Raw genomic sequence first — 14,814 nt, 5'->3', positions numbered from 1 at the left:
CAGGAAGAGTCGTCCGGCTTGAGGGGCCTCGCAGACAAGGCAGAATTGGAGCATGTACCTCCTGCTGGCCGCCCACCCCCAGGGCGCGGTCCTGCAGGAACTCACACAGGCCGGCCACCCCCACCCCTCCAACCCGGAACCCCGGCCTGTTCCCGTAAGTGAACTGCCCGCCGTCGTACGCGGCCTGGAACGCCGGCGGCAGGGCGGGCCTCCCCGCTGGATCTGGCAACGGACGCAGGACTGGTACCCGTCCCTGCTGGCATCCGGGGTGGAACTGGACAGGTGCCATGACCTGGGTTTGTGCGGAAACATCCTGGCCCATTCGCAGTTCACAGCCCACACCGAATATGCCCTGAACGCGGACCGGGTCACCCTCGACGACCCGCAACAGCCGCCCCGGGTCCTCCAACCGCCTCCACCGCCACCCGAACAGGGCGCCCTTTTCGATGATCCGGGCACCGGCGTCGAAACCCGGCACACGCTGGAGGACCTCCGGGAGGAATACGCCGCCCAGCAGATAGCCCTGGCATCCGTCAGCCCCGAGGAGAACCGGCGCAGCCGGCTGCAGCTGCTCCTGGCCGCGGAATCGGCCAGCGCCATGATCGCCGCCGAGATGCAGCACGCCGGCGTCCCTTGGCGGGAGGACCTGCATGAGGAGATCCTGGCGGATTATCTCGGGCCCCGCCCGCCCATGGGCCACCGCCCGGTGAAACTTGAGGCCTTGAACCTTGAACTGCGCGGCCTGTTGAACGCGCCAACCCTGAACCCGGATTCCCCGCAGGACCTGATGCGGGCCCTCCACCGGAACGGGATCGAAGTCAAAAGCACCCGGCAGTGGGAGCTGAAGGAATCCAAGCACCCCGCCATCGCCCCGCTCCTGGCCTACAAAAAACTTTCGCGGCTGCACGCGGCCAACGGCTGGGCCTGGCTTGATGCGTGGGTGGCCGGCGGACGGTTCCGCCCTGAGTATGTTGTGGGCGGCGTGGTTTCGGGCCGCTGGGCGTCCAGGGGCGGTGGTGCCCTGCAGATACCGCGCCAGATCCGCGGCGCCGTGCACGCCGATCCCGGCTACAAACTGATCGTGGCGGACGCCTCACAGCTCGAACCCCGTGTCCTCGTGGCGCTGGCAAAGGACTCGACCATGGCCGAGGCCGCCAGGAACCAGGACCTCTACGCAGGCATCGCCGCCAAAGGGTTCGGCGGCGACCGCGCGAAAGCGAAAGTAGCGCTGCTGGGTGCCATGTACGGAGCCACCTCCGGTGAAGCCGGGCGCCTCATGCCGCAGGTCGCCAGGACGTATCCCCGGGCCGTGGACTTCGTGGAACGCGCGGCCCGCGCCGGCGAGTCCGGCGGAACGGTCACCACCAGGCTCGGCCGCAGCTCCCCACCGCCGTCGGAACGCTGGTTCCAGAGCCAGCGCTCGTCGTCGGCGGAGGAGCAGCGCCGGGCGGAATCGATTGCCCGTTCCCGGGGGCGTTTTACACGGAACTTCGTGGTCCAGGGCTCCGCGGCGGACTGGGCCGCGTGCTGGCTTGCGGAATTACGACGGCGGCTGCGCGCCTTGGCCGCGGAAGGTCCGGCCCGGGCGGAGCTTGTTTTCTTCCTCCACGACGAAGTGATGGTCCACGCGCCTGAGGACCTGGTGGATGCCTGTATCAAAGCAATCGAGGATGCCGCGGGCGCGGCCAAGGACCTGCTGTTCGGACCTATACCTGTGGAGTTTCCAGTGAGTGTGGCGGTGGTTGATTCCTACGACCACGCAAAATAGGACCTCCCCTGAACGGGCACCAGAAGCCCTCCAAGGCGACATTTGTCGAGAAAAGTAACCTACCCGGCGGTAGCTCGCCGGGGTCCCGTGACCCGGGATACAGTCGTGTGGTGACTGAAACAGATCGGTTCAGAGGTTGATGCAACGACGCACACCAAGGGGAGGTCCGGCACATGGCGGGCAGGTTTGAAATTCATCGGGTAGGCGACGAGTCGTACCGGCTTCGGCTGACGGACGGAGAGGGCAACATCGTTGCCGTCTCACCGAACTTCAAGTCCCTCAACACATTGCTGGAGGGCATCGACGCCATGCGGGAGAACGCGGCCACGGGAATCGTGGTGGATCTCCGCCAGCAGCAGGCCTGACACCCGTCGAGGCGAAAGAAGCCGGCCGGGGCCAGCAACCCGGACGTCAGACACCCATCGGGTGGACCCGGCTCCGGTCCCAGGGCACAGCCCAGCCGAGCTGTTCAAATAGGCCATTCAGGACAATTCCGGTGAACCCCCACACCACCACGCCGTTGACGGTGAAAGCCGGGCTGTCGAAAGTGCGCCCGGCCCGGTGGACTGTGGCCATGACCCTGTTGTCCGGGTCCAGCAGGTCCCGCACCGGGACCCGGAACACCTGGGCGGATTCGGCATAGTCCACCACATGGACGGGCGACGGCGACTTCCACCACCCGAGCACTGGGGTGACGAGGAAGTTGCTGTGGGCAAGGCCAAGCTCCTGCAGGGTGCCCAGCACCTCGACACCGTCTGAGTTCAGGCCCGTTTCCTCTTCCGCTTCGCGCAAAGCTGCCTGTACCGGCGTTTCCCGGGCATCAATGCCGCCGCCCGGAAACGCCATCTGGCCGGGGTGGGATCCCAGGGTGTGGGCCCGCTCCAGCAGCAGGACATCCAGGTCCGCCGGTGCCAGCGGTTTCCCGGAAACCGCCGGAACGTCGTCCAATGCACCGAAAAGCATCAGGACGGCAGCCCTGCGCGCCCGTTGCGCATCAACGGTGAGGGCGGCCCACAGGGGATCAGGGGACGCCGCGGATCCGGCCTTTGCCCTGCGGGCCAATTCCATCAGGTCATCACGCGCGCTCAAGGTGTCCTCTTCTGGGATTCCATCCTGATTTCGGCGGCCCTGTCCGTTTCAGCCAACAGTTGAGACAGCAGGGCTTCGTTGCCCGGGGCGAGCTCGTACTTGAGCAGCTTGGCTGCCTTGACGGAGTCCGTTTCGCCCAGGCCGTAGCTGGGGCACCAGTTCGCCACGGGGCATGCACCGCAGGCAGGCCTCCGGGAGTGGCACACGCGCCGCCCGTGGAATACCACCCGGTGGGACAGCATGGTCCAGTCCCGTTTCTCGAAAAGTTCGGCGACGTCGTACTCGATTTGGACCGGGTCCTCGGACGTCGTCCAACCGAACCTGCGGGCGAGGCGGCCAAAGTGGGTGTCCACTGTAATGCCGGGGATGCCGAAGGCGTTGCCGAGCACGACGTTGGCAGTCTTCCTGCCCACGCCCGGCAGCGTTACCAGGTCCTCCAGCCGCCCCGGCACCACGCCGTTGTATTCGTCCACCACCCGGGTGCACAACGCGATCAGGTTCCGTGTTTTGGCCCGGAAGAACCCCGTGGGCTTGATAATTTCTTCCACCACGGCCGGATCCGCTTCCGCCATGGACCTCGGATCCGGGAAACGTGCGAACAGCAGGGGCGTAACTTGGTTGACGGTGACGTCCGTGGTCTGCGCCGACAGGACGGTGGCCACCAGCAGTTCAAACGGGCTGCGGAAATCAAGCTCCGCGTGCGCGTAGGGGTACTTCTCGGCCAAAGCCCTGTTGATACGCCTCGCCCGCCGCTTCAGGCCAAGCATCGACTCTGCGGAGACCACGGGCATGCCCGGAGCCGGGCCGGCGGGCGCTGCCACTCCGCCGGCCCTTGAAGCCCGGGGCGAGGCCATGCGTTAGCCGCGCTCGATATTGCTGAGGTCGCGCAGCACGCCCAGCCGTCCATCGGTGTGCTGGACCAGGAACTCGTGTCCGCGGTCTTCGAGGGCGAGCACCCAGCCGCCCGGCTCAATGACGAAAGCGGGGGCCCCGGTGCGGGGGTCGAAGGCTGTACGGTGCTGCGCCACAGCAAACCAGAAAGCCTCGTGGATGGGCTGTTCCTCTGATTCCTCGGGCCGGCTTGACGGGTCCACCGTTGCCCCGATGGGCTCTTCGACACGGACCTGCTGGTGCACCGCCGTAGCGGCGGGCGGCTCCCATGTCCCCTGGGCCGCAGGCGCCGCCGTGGCGCCGCCGTCGTGTTGGCCGGCAGACTGATGAGCCGCAGCAGTCGAGGCACCCGGGGCGGCAGCAGCACCGGCCGTGGGGATGTCTCCCAACTGCGTCTCTTCCGCCGCCGGAGCTGCGGAGGGACGGACGACGTCGGCGGCCTGGGTTGCAGGCCCCGGGTCACCTGCGGAGGTGAAGTCGGAGACCTCGGGTGCGGTTGAAACCGGGGCAGCGCCCGTGCCCCCGGCCCCGGCGGCGGGCGCCGCAGTGGGAACCGCCGCTGTTGCGGGTGCGTGGTGCGAGGTGCCCGGCTGGACGGCGGAGGAACCGGCTCCGGCACCGCCGAACAGCGCTCCGCCTGCTGCCTTGGACGCGGAAGCGGGCACAGCCTTGCTGGAGTCTGCCTTGCCTGACTCAGCCTTCGGCGGTTTGGGCGCCCGCGGCTTCCGGACGGGAACGGCTGCTTCCCGGGCCACCACATGCGCCGGGGCTTCGGCCCGGCCCTGGAAGTCCGGGGAGATGTACCGAAGGAACCGGCCGAGGACCGTCACGGCGAAAAGCACCACGGCCCCGATCAGGCCCACCAGGAGACTGGGAACGTAGGCTCCGGCCACGGACAGGAAGAAAAAGGCGACGGCGAAAGACGCCACCACGGAAGCGAACTGGTCAATGGACAGCGAACCGATGCGAATCTTCGTGCCCGGCGCCAGCCTCCGCGCGGCAAAGAGGGCGCTCACTGCCAGGGGCAGGACGATGCCCAGCCCCAGGAAGAAGAGGTTGTTCAGGTTCCACAGGTTGTACCGCCCGCCGAACATGGGGAGCAGGGAAGCGACGAACAGGATGACGGTGGCGGCAAACACGGCGAGGTCGCGGATGGTGAATGGACCGAGCACCGCCTGGTGGGCGTTCGCGCCGCCCTTCAATCCGGTTGTGGCCTGTTGGCTGGTGCCCGAAGCCGAGCCGGCGCCGGTGGTGCTGGAGCCTGCCTCCGTATCGGGGCCCGTTTTCTGGCCAAAGCTCTGCTGGTTCATTCTGTTCTCCTTAGCGTGGCGGCACCAGGGCTGGAGGCCCCGAAACCGTGCCGTCTTAAAGCGGATCCGACCCGTCCCGGGCGCTTGCCCGGGGCGGGAAGGGCGGTCCGCAGTGAAGTCACAATTCCATCTCAGCCTAGTCAACAGCCTGACTGATCACTAGCTGGGCACGGCGCGGAATGACTGCCGGAGGCCGGGCCTGCAGCCATTCATCGCTTAACAAATGCCGTTCACGGGGTGGTCTGTGACACCGCACACATGCACTGCCGGGCAAGCATTAGTCTTGATTTCGGAACGGCTCTTTGCGGAAGTCCGTAACCAGCAGGTGCCCGGCGTCGTGCAGGCGGCGGAGCCCGGCGGCGGATCTCCGCGCAGCAAAGATCGATGAATGATGAGGTTCACATGTCCCACGACACTTCAAGCTCCACGGCCACCGCTCCTTCGGGCTCGGGGCAGGGCGGCCAGCAGGGCGATGCCTTTGAAAACCTGCTTCACGAGACCCGGGCGTTTCCGCCGTCTCCTGAGTTCGCTGCTGACGCCGTTATCACCGCCGGGGAGTATGAGGAAGCTGCTGCTGACCGTCCCGCTTTCTGGGCGAAGCAGGCGCGTGAGCTGCTGACCTGGTCCAAGGACTTCGACCAGGCACTTGACTGGTCCAACCCGCCGTTCGCGAAATGGTTCGTGGGCGGGGAAGTCAACGCGGCCTACAACGCGCTGGACCGGCATGTGGAGAACGGACGCGGTGACCGGGTGGCCATCTACTTCGAGGGCGAACCCGGCGACACCCGCACCTACACTTACTCCCAGCTCACCGAAGAGGTGAAGAAGGCCGCCAACGCCTTCGAGTCCTTGGGCGTGGTCAAGGGTGACCGCGTGGCCGTCTACCTGCCGATGATTCCCGAAGCAGTCATCACCCTGCTGGCCTGCGCCCGGATCGGTGCCGTGCACTCGGTGGTGTTCGGCGGCTTCTCCGCGGACGCCCTGCGGTCCAGGATCGACGACGCCGAGGCCAAACTCGTGGTCACCGCGGACGGCACCTACCGGCGGGGCAAGCCCAGCGCCCTGAAGTCCGCCGTTGACGACGCGCTTTCCCGCCCCGGACATACGGTGCAGAACGTGGTGGTGGTCAAGCGCAACGGCCAGGACGTGGACTGGCACGAGGGCCGGGACCACTGGTGGGCCGACACCGTGGACGCCGCCTCCCCCGAGCACACCGCGGTGGGCCATGATTCCGAGCACCCGCTCTTCATCCTCTACACCTCCGGCACCACCGGGAAGCCCAAGGGCATCCTGCACACCACGGGCGGATACCTCACCCAGACCGCGTACACCCATAAGGTAGTGTTCGACCTGCACCCGGACACGGACGTGTACTGGTGCACGGCCGACGTCGGCTGGGTCACCGGCCACTCCTACGTCGCCTACGCCCCGCTCATCAACGGCGCCACCCAGGTGATGTACGAAGGCACCCCCGATTCCCCGCACCAGGGCCGCTGGTGGGAGATCGTGGAGAAGTACAAGGTCTCCATCCTCTACACCGCCCCCACGGCTATCCGGACGTTTATGAAGTGGGGCCGGGAAGTCCCGGACAAGTACGACCTCTCCTCCCTCCGGGTGCTCGGTTCCGTGGGCGAACCCATCAACCCCGAGGCCTGGATGTGGTACCGGAAGGTCATCGGCGGGGACCGGACCCCCATCGTGGACACGTGGTGGCAGACCGAGACCGGCGCGCAGATGATCGCCCCACTGCCCGGCGTCACCGCCACCAAGCCGGGCTCGGCACAGGTCCCGCTGCCCGGCATCGCCGTGGACGTGGTGGATGAAATGGGCGAATCCGTGCCCGACGGTCACGGCGGATTCCTGGTGATCCGCGAACCCTGGCCAGCCATGCTCCGCGGCATCTGGGGCGACCCCGAACGTTTCAAGGACACCTACTGGTCCCGCTTCGAGAACATGTACTTCGCCGGGGACGGCGCCAAGAAGGACGAGGACGGCGACATCTGGCTCCTGGGCCGGGTGGACGATGTCATGAACATCTCCGGGCACCGGCTCTCCACCACCGAAATCGAATCCGCCCTCGTATCCCACCCCGCCGTGGCCGAGGCCGCCGTCGTGGGCGCCACCGACGAGACAACCGGGCAGGCCGTCGTCGCGTTCGTGATCCTGCGCGGGGACGCCGCCAACAACGGCGACGAAACCGTCCAGGAACTCCGCAACCACGTGGGTAAGGAGATCGGCCCCATCGCGAAGCCGAAGAACATCCTGGTGGTCCCCGAACTGCCCAAGACCCGCTCCGGCAAGATCATGCGGCGCCTCCTCAAGGACGTCGCCGAAGGCCGCGACCCGGGCGACGCCACCACCCTCTCGGACCCGACCATCATGCAACAGATCGCGGAGTCGCTCCGGAAGTAGGCAAAGCAGGCGTACGACGACGGCGCCGCCCACCGAACGGCCGGGCGGCGCCGTCGTCGTATGCTGGGAGCAGCCCTGCCCCCTGCCCTGAAGGATCGCTTAGATGCTTGCCGTCGCACGCCACCAGGCTATTTTGGACGCTCTTCAGCGCGAACGGGTTGTCCGGGTCTCAGACCTGGCGCAGCAGCTGGGCGTATCCCTGATGACAGTCCGCCGTGACATCGAAGTGCTGGAGGAGGGCGGCCGCCTTGAGCGCATCCACGGCGGGGCTAAAATTCCGGGCGACACCAGTACCCACGAGCCCGGCTTCGACCTCAAATCCACCCAGTTGACCGCTGAGAAGCGGGCCATCGCGGTGGAAGCAGCCGGCCTGGTACAGGAAGGCATGGCGGTAGGCCTCAGCGCAGGCACCACCACGTGGGCGCTGGCCAAGGAACTCACCAACGGCCCCCGTATCACGGTGGTCACCAACTCGGTGCGCATCGCAGACTTGTTCCATCACGGCGCTTCCGCCGGTTCCGCCCGCTTCGCCTCAACGGTGATCCTGATCGGCGGCGAGCGCACGCCGTCGGACGCGCTGGTGGGCCCCATTGCCACGGGGGCGCTCAAGCAGCTGCACCTGGACGTGCTGTTCCTTGGTGTTCACGGGATGGATGCCGCCGCAGGATTCACTACTCCCAACTTGCTGGAAGCCGAGACGGACCGGGCGTTCGTGGCCGCCGCACGCAAAACCGTGGTGCTCGCCGACCACACCAAGTGGGGGCTGCTGGGCATCAGTTCAATCGCTGCGCTTGAGGAGGTGGACGAGGTCATCAGTGATCCTGGCCTGGGCAACGAGGCGCAGCGCATCCTTCAGGAGCGGGTGGGCCGGCTGCGGCTCGCGGAGCTCTAGCCCGGAAGGCATTACGGGCAGCCGCAGGATTGCCGGACGTGCAGGGTGGTGTCGAAGATCCGGTGCCGGGGCTTCTCGCCGCGGCTGGCTCCCACCAGCGCTGCCACCGCAGCTTCCGCCATGCCGGCAACAGGCTGTTCAACCGTGGTCAGCGGCGGCCAGGAGTATTCGGACTCGGCGGAACCGTCAAAGGAGGCCACCGCGATCTCGCCCGGGACGGCCAGCCCTGCCTCATGGACCGCCGGGAGCAGGCCGATCGCCTGCATGTCCGAGGTGGCGAAAATGGCTGTAGGCGGACCGAAGGGATGTCCGCCGTTTCCAGGACCTCCAGGTCAGGTTCAAAAAGGACACTGGCCAGCAGCACGCCGTCCACCTGCCTGGCAGCGAGGTTCCGGATATTCCGCCGTTCCTTGGCGAGGTTCCCGTCCGAGTTGCTCAATACCAGGGCATACCCCAGGGCAGCGGCGGCATCTTCCACGGCATGGGAGAACAGGGAGAAGAACGGGTTTGGAGATATCCGGAACCACAAGCAGCAGCGTCGCACTGGAACCCAGCTTGAGCGCGCGGGCGGCCGCGTTGGGGCGGTAGCCCAGGACGCGGATGGCGTCCTGGACCTTGGCTTCGGTGGCAGGAGCCACCTTCTTCAGCCCGCCGTTGACCACGTAACTGACGACGGCGGTGCTGACGCCGGCATAGCGCGCAACGTCCTTACGGGTCACGGCTCCGCCTCGCGCCACCTGCACTGCCGGAGTAGTCACGCTGTCCATATTAAGTACTTGCACCCGGAGCATCACCGAAGTCACGGATCGGAAGCCGCGCGCCGTCTTGAAGGGCAGACTGGTGGGCCACAATTCCCGGGAGGGTAAAGCGGGCCGCCACCCAGGCGTTCACAGGAGGAAGGGTGCCATGGTTGACCGCCGTCACGAAGTCGTCCACCAGGAAGTGGTGGCTTCCTTCATGCCCGTTGGGTGCGCCGCGGAACTCCTTTGGAAGCCGCTCGGGGTTATGGACCGGGGCCAGACCGGAAACAAAAGCGTCCCGCAACTCCGGTGCCACGTTGGCCAGTGAGGGGTCGTCCAAGGGCACGCTGGGCCGTGTTTCCAGATGCTCGGAGATGTCGTGGACGTTGATCTTGTCCTGCCAGACAGTGACTTTCGCCAATTGCTCGAAGCTGGCCTCGGTGCCGAAGAACCGGAACCGGGATTCACGGATGTGTGAGGGGTAACCCACGCGGCGCATCTCGTTGGTGCGCATCACGCCGCCGTCGTTCAGTTCAAAGAGTGCGCTGGCGTTGGAGAAGTCGTTACCGAACATGCTGACGGCCTTGTCGAAGACGCCATCAATGCGGTCATCCCTGACCCCTACGCAGCTGACGCTGACCGCGTGGGCAGGGTTGTAGTAGCTGGTCTCCCCCATTATGTACACCAGGCCGGTCTCCCGGACCGCCTCAATGATGACCGGCTGTTCGACGCGCTCAAGAAGGCACACCCCGGCGTCGAAATTGAAAGCTGCTCCTCCGGCGGCGCGCGCGTGGACCTGGGAATCCTGGAGCGGACGGACCGCATCTGGGCATCGGACTGCAACGACGCACTGGAGCGGCAGACCACCCAGCGCTGGACCGGGCTCGTGGTTCCCCCGGAACTGGTGGGCGGGCACATCGGGCCCACCACGTCGCACACCACGGCCCGCACGCATCATCTGTCCTTCCGGGCCATCACGGCCCTCTTCGGGCACTTCGGCAGGTGGAGGCGATCTCCCCCACCCCTGGCGACACCGACTAGGCCCACACGTTCACGCAGGTCCAGCCGCCGGTCTGGCTGGCGGACGGGGCAGTGGCCAACGGCCGCTTCCTGGCCGAGGTGGGGGTGCCGATGCCGATCCTCAACCCTGAGCACGCGCTGCTGGTGCGCTTTACGGCTCTCTAAAATCCATCGATTGCTCCGTACGCGCCCTTTCCACACCTCATAACGGCGCGTACGGAGCACTGGACGGTAAGAATGCGCGCCAGCCGGTTCAAAGCACTAGATTTGCTGGCATGACCGAACCCTCTTCATCAATCAGCCGCGGAACAATCCTGGTAATCAACGGACCCAACCTGAATCTCCTGGGCACCCGCGAACCGGAAAAATACGGCACCTCCACCCTGGCCGACGTGGAGGAACTGGCCGCCCGGACTGCAGAGGCGCACGGGTTTGCGGCCGAGTGTGTCCAGTCAAACCATGAGGGCGTCCTGCTGGATACCATCCACGCGGCCCGTGGCTCCGCCGTCGGAATTGTCCTGAACGCCGGTGCCTTCACGCATACGTCGGTTGCCCTGCGTGATGCCCTGGCTGCAGTGCAGCTGCCGGCGGTGGAAGTCCACATCACCAACGTGCACCAGCGCGAGGAGTTCCGGCACCACTCATTCCTCTCGCCGGTCTGCTCAGCTGTGATTGTGGGCGCGGGGGTGTTCGGCTACAAGCTGGCCATCGACTACCTGGCTGAGGTTCTTTAAGCAGCTATTTCTGAATGCACTGTCCCGAGGAAACCGGCGCACTCAGTGACGGCGCCTGGGCTGCCACGGGGTTGAGGTCGTCCATGGTGATGGCGAATCCCATCTCTGCATCCGACGTCGCCTTCGCAAAGATCACTCCCGCCACCTGCCCTTCGGTGGTCAGCAGCGGACCGCCGGAGTTCCCGGGCTGGACGTTTCCAGCCAGCCGGTAGATCTCTTCCGGCGAGGGGTTTGTGCCGTAGATGTCCGGCACCAGCACCGTGGTGATGTCCTGGACAGTGGCTGGCCGGGACTGAAAGGGGCCGCCGTGCGGATAGCCTGCGAACGCGGCCGCGCTGCCGTTCGGCAGGTCCGCGCTGAGGGCCAGCGGCTGGGCAGGCAGGTCCTCAACCGCCAGCACCGCCAGGTCATGCCGGGTGTCGAAGTAGACCACCTGCCCGGGCATCGCGCCGCCGTCGGGCATCTCCACGACGGGCTGCGACACGCCCGCCACCACGTGCGCATTCGTGACTACGCGGTCCTCGGAAACAACGAAGCCGGTGCCGGTCTGGTTCTGGCCGCACTGGTAAGCGGTGCCGGCAATTCTCAGGACGGATTCGGCGGCCCTGTTCAGGGCAGGGGTGTCGGTGCTGGCGTCCGACACTGGCACTGGCACTGCAGGGCCATGGTCCAGTCCCTGAATCAGGGTAGGAATCCCGTTGCCGATGACCGTCGAGCGCAACTGCGCCATCGTAGCTTTTACGGGGTCCGGCGTCAGGCCGTCGATGAAACGGATGACCCGGGATTCGGCCAGCTGCTGGGAAACAAAGGGGACACCAAGGGAGCTGACACTGAAGGCCAGCATGGACATAACCAATGCGGAAACCACCACGTTGACGGCGCCGCCCACCAGCCGGTCAACGGCGCGGAGGGGCCGGATCCGCACTGCGCCGCGGATTGTCCGGCCAATCATGGTGCCCAGGCCATGCCCCAGAACCACCAGCGCGACGGCGGCGGCAATGATGGCGGTCAGCCGCCACCCGGAGTCCTCGACAAAGCCGCTGACGAGGGGGACCGCGAAGAATGCTGCCACGGCTCCTGCAGCGAATCCGGCGATGCCGCCCACTGTCACAAGGAAGCCGTTTCGCAGGCCGTAGATCAGGTAGGACAGCAGCGCCAGGATCAGGACCAGGTCCAGGACAGTCAAGCCGACCACTAAGGCTCCTTATAAGCAGTTGTAACCCCATTCTATCGGCGTAGGCTGACAATCTTCTGTGGGTCCCCGCCGCCCCCGGCGCCCGCCGTTTGGGCGTTTTGGCTGCCAAGTTCGTCACAGAACCTTGAAAATTCTGAAACAATGGCACAAGCGCCACAGCCGACACTTTTATTCAGGAGATTTTATGGACATCGAGGTACTGCGCCGAGCACCACTTTTCGCCACGCTCGACGACGACGCATTCCGTCTGCTGACGGACGAGCTCACCGAGGTGGACCTTTCCCGCGGTGCTTCGGTTTTCCGTGAGGGCGACCAGGGCGACCAGCTCTACTTCATCGTCTCCGGCAAGGTGAAGCTTGGGCGCACCTCGCCCGACGGCCGGGAATCACTGCTGGCCATCCTCGGCCCGGGCGAACTTTTCGGCGAAATGGCCCTGTTCGATCCGAGCCCGCGCACTGCCACCGCCACTGCGGTGTCCGAGACCCGCCTGGCGGGGCTGAAGAACGAAAGCCTGAACAACCTGCTGCGCACCCGGCCCGAGGTTTCCGCGCAGCTCCTGCAGGCCCTGGCCCGCCGGCTGCGCCGCACCAACGACTCCTTGTCGGACCTGGTGTTCTCCGACGTTCCCGGCCGCGTCGCCAAGGCCCTCCTGGACCTGGCAGACCGCTTCGGCCGGCCCGCCACGGACGGTGTCCTGGTGGCCCACGAACTCACGCAGGAAGAACTGGCCCAGCTGGTGGGCGCCTCCCGCGAGACCGTGAACAAGGCCCTCGCCGAATTCGTCCAGCGCGGTTGGCTGCGCCTGGAAGCCCGCGCCGTGGTCATCCTGGACATGCAGCGCCTCCGCCAGCGCTCCCGCTAGTCCTCTCAGCACAAAGGCCGCCCCAAGGGGTGGCCTTTTGCGTGTCCACTGCAGCCCGGCGGTAAAATTAGGGCTAGAGGTGCATGGCGATGTCCGTGGCTATGGCTGTTGTGTTGATCCTGTTGGGCCTGGCGTCAGTTGCCGCGATAATCGGCACGGTGGTCCTGGTGGTCAAGGACGGCCACGGGCAGATTCCGCTGGAACCGCCCGTGAGGCCATGGACCGCAGGCAACCTGCCCAGCCGCCCGTATTCGACGCTCCGCCGCATTTAGCGTTCGCGCTGGGGATCCCCCGCGGTGGTCTTTGCGGCTTCGACTTCGAGCAGCAGCCTTCCGTCTTCTTCCACGAGCTGCGGCTGGTACACGTGGGCCTTGCGTTTGTAGCTGAGGTAGGCGATGCACCCGTTGGCAGCCGCCATTTTTTCGAGCATGATTTCGGAGCCGGGCACCAGGAGGCCGCCGAGGGTGCGCCCCACGGTGTTTTCCTGGCCCACCTCGTCGCCGAGGTCAGTGGTGTCACGACCGGCGATGACATTGGCCGCATTCACCCACCGGCCCCACACCCCTTTGCCGTCCAGCAGGGTGGGCTGCTGGTTCAGGGGCACCGTTGCGGCGAAGTAGCGGGTGTCGAACCTGCGGTGCGCGAAGTCCGGGCTGCGCCAGTTCACCAGGGACTTCAGCAGGTCGGTCCGGACGGACAGCCCACGCTTGGCCAGGACCTCCGGAAAGGTTCTTTCCTGCTCGGCCACGGCAAGGCGGGCCCGCATGTACTCCGGCGTGGACGTGGCCTCGACTGTGCTTGCCATATCGGCACCGGCAAGCAGTACTCCGGTTTCCTCGAAGAGTTCGCGGATGGCGCCCAACACGTGCCGCCGCGCCAGCCCGACGTCGTCCGTCCCCATCTGCTCAGCCCAATGCTGTGGTGAGGGGCCCAGCCAGCCGACAGGGTCGTCGTCGGCAGCGTCCAGGGAACCGCCGGGGAACGCGAGGACCCCCAGCGGCGAGGAGCCGGGCCGGTAACCCAGCCACGTTTCCAGGCCGGTGGGGGAATCACGCAGCAGGACAACGGATGAAGCAAGGCGCGCGGCCCGCGGGGTCCGTTCGCCGTGTTCGAGCCAGCTCTGCGCTGCCCCTTCAAGATCCTGAGGGAGCGCAAACAGGCGTCGGGCGAGCTGAGGCAAAGGAAGCGACCGGTCCTAGCTGAATTCGGCGATCAGTTCGACCTCTACGGGAGAGTCGAGAGGCAGCACGGAAACGCCGACGGCGGAACGTGCGTGCTGGCCTGCGTCACCGAGGACGCGGCCCAGCAGCTCCGACGCACCGTTGATGACGCCGGGCTGTCCCGTAAAGGAGGGGTCGGACGAGACGAATCCCACAACCTTGACAATGCGGGTGATGCGGTCCAGATCCCCAATGACGCTCTTAACGGCGGCCAGGGCGTTGACTGCGCAGACTGCGGCGAACCGCTGTGCGTCCTCCGGCGAAACGGTGGGCTCGTCTGCGAAGCCTCCGGTTCCGGCGGAAACCTTGCCGGTGGCCTCGAGCTTGCCGTTGACGAAGGGCAACTGGCCGGAGGTGTACACGTGGTTGCCGGAGATTACTGCCGGAACGTAGGCGGCTACCGGCGCGGCAACCTCAGGAAGTGTGATTCCCAGCTCGGCGAGCCGCTGCTCAACGGCCGAGATCGGCGCAGCGGACGTGCCGGAGTGGGCTTCTGCAGAAGCGCTCATGCTACGGCTTCTCCCTCTTCAGGTAGGCAACCAGACCGTTTCCGTCCGGTCCGGGGACTACCTGGACGAGCTCCCAGCCGTCATCTCCCCACTGGTCCAGAATCTGCTTTGTGGCGTGAATAATGAGCGGAATCGTGGCGTACTCCCATTTGGTCATGAGAGAAAGACTAGT

Annotated in this window: 16 protein-coding genes and 1 pseudogene; 8 read left to right on the top strand and 9 right to left on the bottom strand. The window is 66.2% G+C overall.

Going from position 1 to position 14,814, the window contains the following annotated elements; genetic code table 11:
* Positions 1-52 precede the first annotated feature (52 nt).
* Complete coding sequence (locus AC50X7_RS10795) at positions 53-1,768, top strand: bifunctional 3'-5' exonuclease/DNA polymerase (RefSeq protein ID WP_494978998.1); 1,716 nt, start codon at positions 53-55, stop codon at positions 1,766-1,768.
* 173 nt (positions 1,769-1,941) lie between these two features.
* Positions 1,942-2,133 (top strand): YegP family protein, encoded by a 192-nt coding sequence (locus AC50X7_RS10790; RefSeq protein WP_494978997.1) that lies wholly within the window; start codon positions 1,942-1,944, stop codon positions 2,131-2,133.
* Positions 2,134-2,179: 46 nt separating this feature from the next.
* On the opposite strand, the gene AC50X7_RS10785 is transcribed toward AC50X7_RS10790, so the two are convergent.
* The 3 genes from AC50X7_RS10785 to AC50X7_RS10775 all read right to left on the bottom strand — a co-directional run bounded on the left by AC50X7_RS10785 (position 2,180) and on the right by AC50X7_RS10775 (position 5,058).
* Positions 2,180-2,857: an NUDIX hydrolase gene (locus AC50X7_RS10785; RefSeq protein ID WP_494978996.1), complete on the bottom strand. Its 678-nt coding sequence runs from the start codon at positions 2,855-2,857 to the stop codon at positions 2,180-2,182.
* Complete coding sequence (gene nth, locus AC50X7_RS10780) at positions 2,854-3,648, bottom strand: endonuclease III (protein ID WP_494979130.1); 795 nt, start codon at positions 3,646-3,648, stop codon at positions 2,854-2,856. The genes AC50X7_RS10785 and nth overlap by 4 nt, the downstream gene beginning before the upstream one ends.
* A 66-nt stretch (positions 3,649-3,714) precedes the next feature.
* Positions 3,715-5,058, bottom strand: coding sequence for a reticulon family protein (locus tag AC50X7_RS10775; RefSeq protein WP_494978995.1), 1,344 nt, complete (start codon positions 5,056-5,058; stop codon positions 3,715-3,717).
* A 402-nt stretch (positions 5,059-5,460) separates the two neighbouring features.
* Between AC50X7_RS10775 and acs the strand changes: the two genes are divergently transcribed.
* Both acs and AC50X7_RS10765 read left to right on the top strand, forming a co-directional pair.
* Positions 5,461-7,470, top strand: coding sequence for an acetate--CoA ligase (gene acs, locus AC50X7_RS10770; RefSeq protein ID WP_494978994.1), 2,010 nt, complete (start codon positions 5,461-5,463; stop codon positions 7,468-7,470).
* Positions 7,471-7,573: 103 nt separating this feature from the next.
* The gene (locus tag AC50X7_RS10765) at positions 7,574-8,362 is read left to right on the top strand and encodes a DeoR/GlpR family DNA-binding transcription regulator (protein ID WP_494978993.1); all 789 of its coding nucleotides are present in this window, start codon (positions 7,574-7,576) and stop codon (positions 8,360-8,362) included.
* A gap of 11 nt (positions 8,363-8,373) precedes the next feature.
* Here the strand turns inward: AC50X7_RS10765 and AC50X7_RS10760 are convergent.
* Both AC50X7_RS10760 and AC50X7_RS10755 read right to left on the bottom strand, forming a co-directional pair.
* Positions 8,374-9,129, bottom strand: a pseudogene (locus AC50X7_RS10760) (LacI family DNA-binding transcriptional regulator).
* A 1-nt stretch (position 9,130) separates the two neighbouring features.
* The gene (locus tag AC50X7_RS10755) at positions 9,131-9,964 is read right to left on the bottom strand and encodes a hypothetical protein (RefSeq protein ID WP_494979129.1); all 834 of its coding nucleotides are present in this window, start codon (positions 9,962-9,964) and stop codon (positions 9,131-9,133) included.
* Between AC50X7_RS10755 and AC50X7_RS10750 the strand changes: the two genes are divergently transcribed.
* Both AC50X7_RS10750 and aroQ read left to right on the top strand, forming a co-directional pair.
* Entirely contained in the window at positions 9,863-10,330 is a 468-nt protein-coding gene (locus tag AC50X7_RS10750; RefSeq protein WP_494979128.1) for an alpha-galactosidase, read from the top strand. The genes AC50X7_RS10755 and AC50X7_RS10750 overlap by 102 nt on opposite strands.
* A gap of 67 nt (positions 10,331-10,397) precedes the next feature.
* Positions 10,398-10,856 carry a type II 3-dehydroquinate dehydratase gene (gene aroQ / locus AC50X7_RS10745; RefSeq protein ID WP_387550321.1) on the top strand — a complete coding sequence of 153 codons (459 nt, stop codon included), beginning with the start codon at positions 10,398-10,400 and terminating at the stop codon, positions 10,854-10,856.
* Positions 10,857-10,860: 4 nt separating this feature from the next.
* Here the strand turns inward: aroQ and AC50X7_RS10740 are convergent, their stop codons facing one another.
* Positions 10,861-12,051: a MarP family serine protease gene (locus AC50X7_RS10740; RefSeq protein ID WP_494978992.1), complete on the bottom strand. Its 1,191-nt coding sequence runs from the start codon at positions 12,049-12,051 to the stop codon at positions 10,861-10,863.
* A 184-nt stretch (positions 12,052-12,235) separates the two neighbouring features.
* Here AC50X7_RS10740 and AC50X7_RS10735 point away from each other — a divergent pair, with 184 nt between their 5' ends.
* Both AC50X7_RS10735 and AC50X7_RS10730 read left to right on the top strand, forming a co-directional pair.
* Positions 12,236-12,913, top strand: a complete 678-nt coding sequence (locus AC50X7_RS10735; RefSeq protein ID WP_009359192.1) for a Crp/Fnr family transcriptional regulator — start codon at positions 12,236-12,238, stop codon at positions 12,911-12,913.
* Positions 12,914-13,002: 89 nt separating this feature from the next.
* The gene (locus AC50X7_RS10730; RefSeq protein WP_494978991.1) at positions 13,003-13,185 is read left to right on the top strand and encodes a hypothetical protein; all 183 of its coding nucleotides are present in this window, start codon (positions 13,003-13,005) and stop codon (positions 13,183-13,185) included.
* On the opposite strand, the gene AC50X7_RS10725 is transcribed toward AC50X7_RS10730, so the two are convergent.
* Genes AC50X7_RS10725 through sp36 form a run of 3 tightly spaced genes read right to left on the bottom strand, consistent with a single transcriptional unit; the run spans position 13,182 to position 14,799 of the window.
* The gene (locus AC50X7_RS10725) at positions 13,182-14,093 is read right to left on the bottom strand and encodes an NUDIX hydrolase (protein ID WP_494978990.1); all 912 of its coding nucleotides are present in this window, start codon (positions 14,091-14,093) and stop codon (positions 13,182-13,184) included. The two genes, AC50X7_RS10730 and AC50X7_RS10725, sit on opposite strands and share 4 nt — an antisense overlap.
* Before the next feature lie 15 nt (positions 14,094-14,108).
* Positions 14,109-14,642 (bottom strand): RidA family protein, encoded by a 534-nt coding sequence (locus AC50X7_RS10720; protein WP_307093937.1) that lies wholly within the window; start codon positions 14,640-14,642, stop codon positions 14,109-14,111.
* A 1-nt stretch (position 14,643) separates the two neighbouring features.
* Positions 14,644-14,799, bottom strand: coding sequence for a Sp36 family protein (gene sp36 / locus AC50X7_RS10715; RefSeq protein ID WP_146336647.1), 156 nt, complete (start codon positions 14,797-14,799; stop codon positions 14,644-14,646).
* Positions 14,800-14,814 lie beyond the last annotated feature (15 nt).

This window comes from Pseudarthrobacter sp. Hb11 (genome assembly GCF_059383655.1).
Note: the sequence above shows the minus strand (reverse complement) of the source record. Positions and strands in the feature narration are given on the sequence as shown.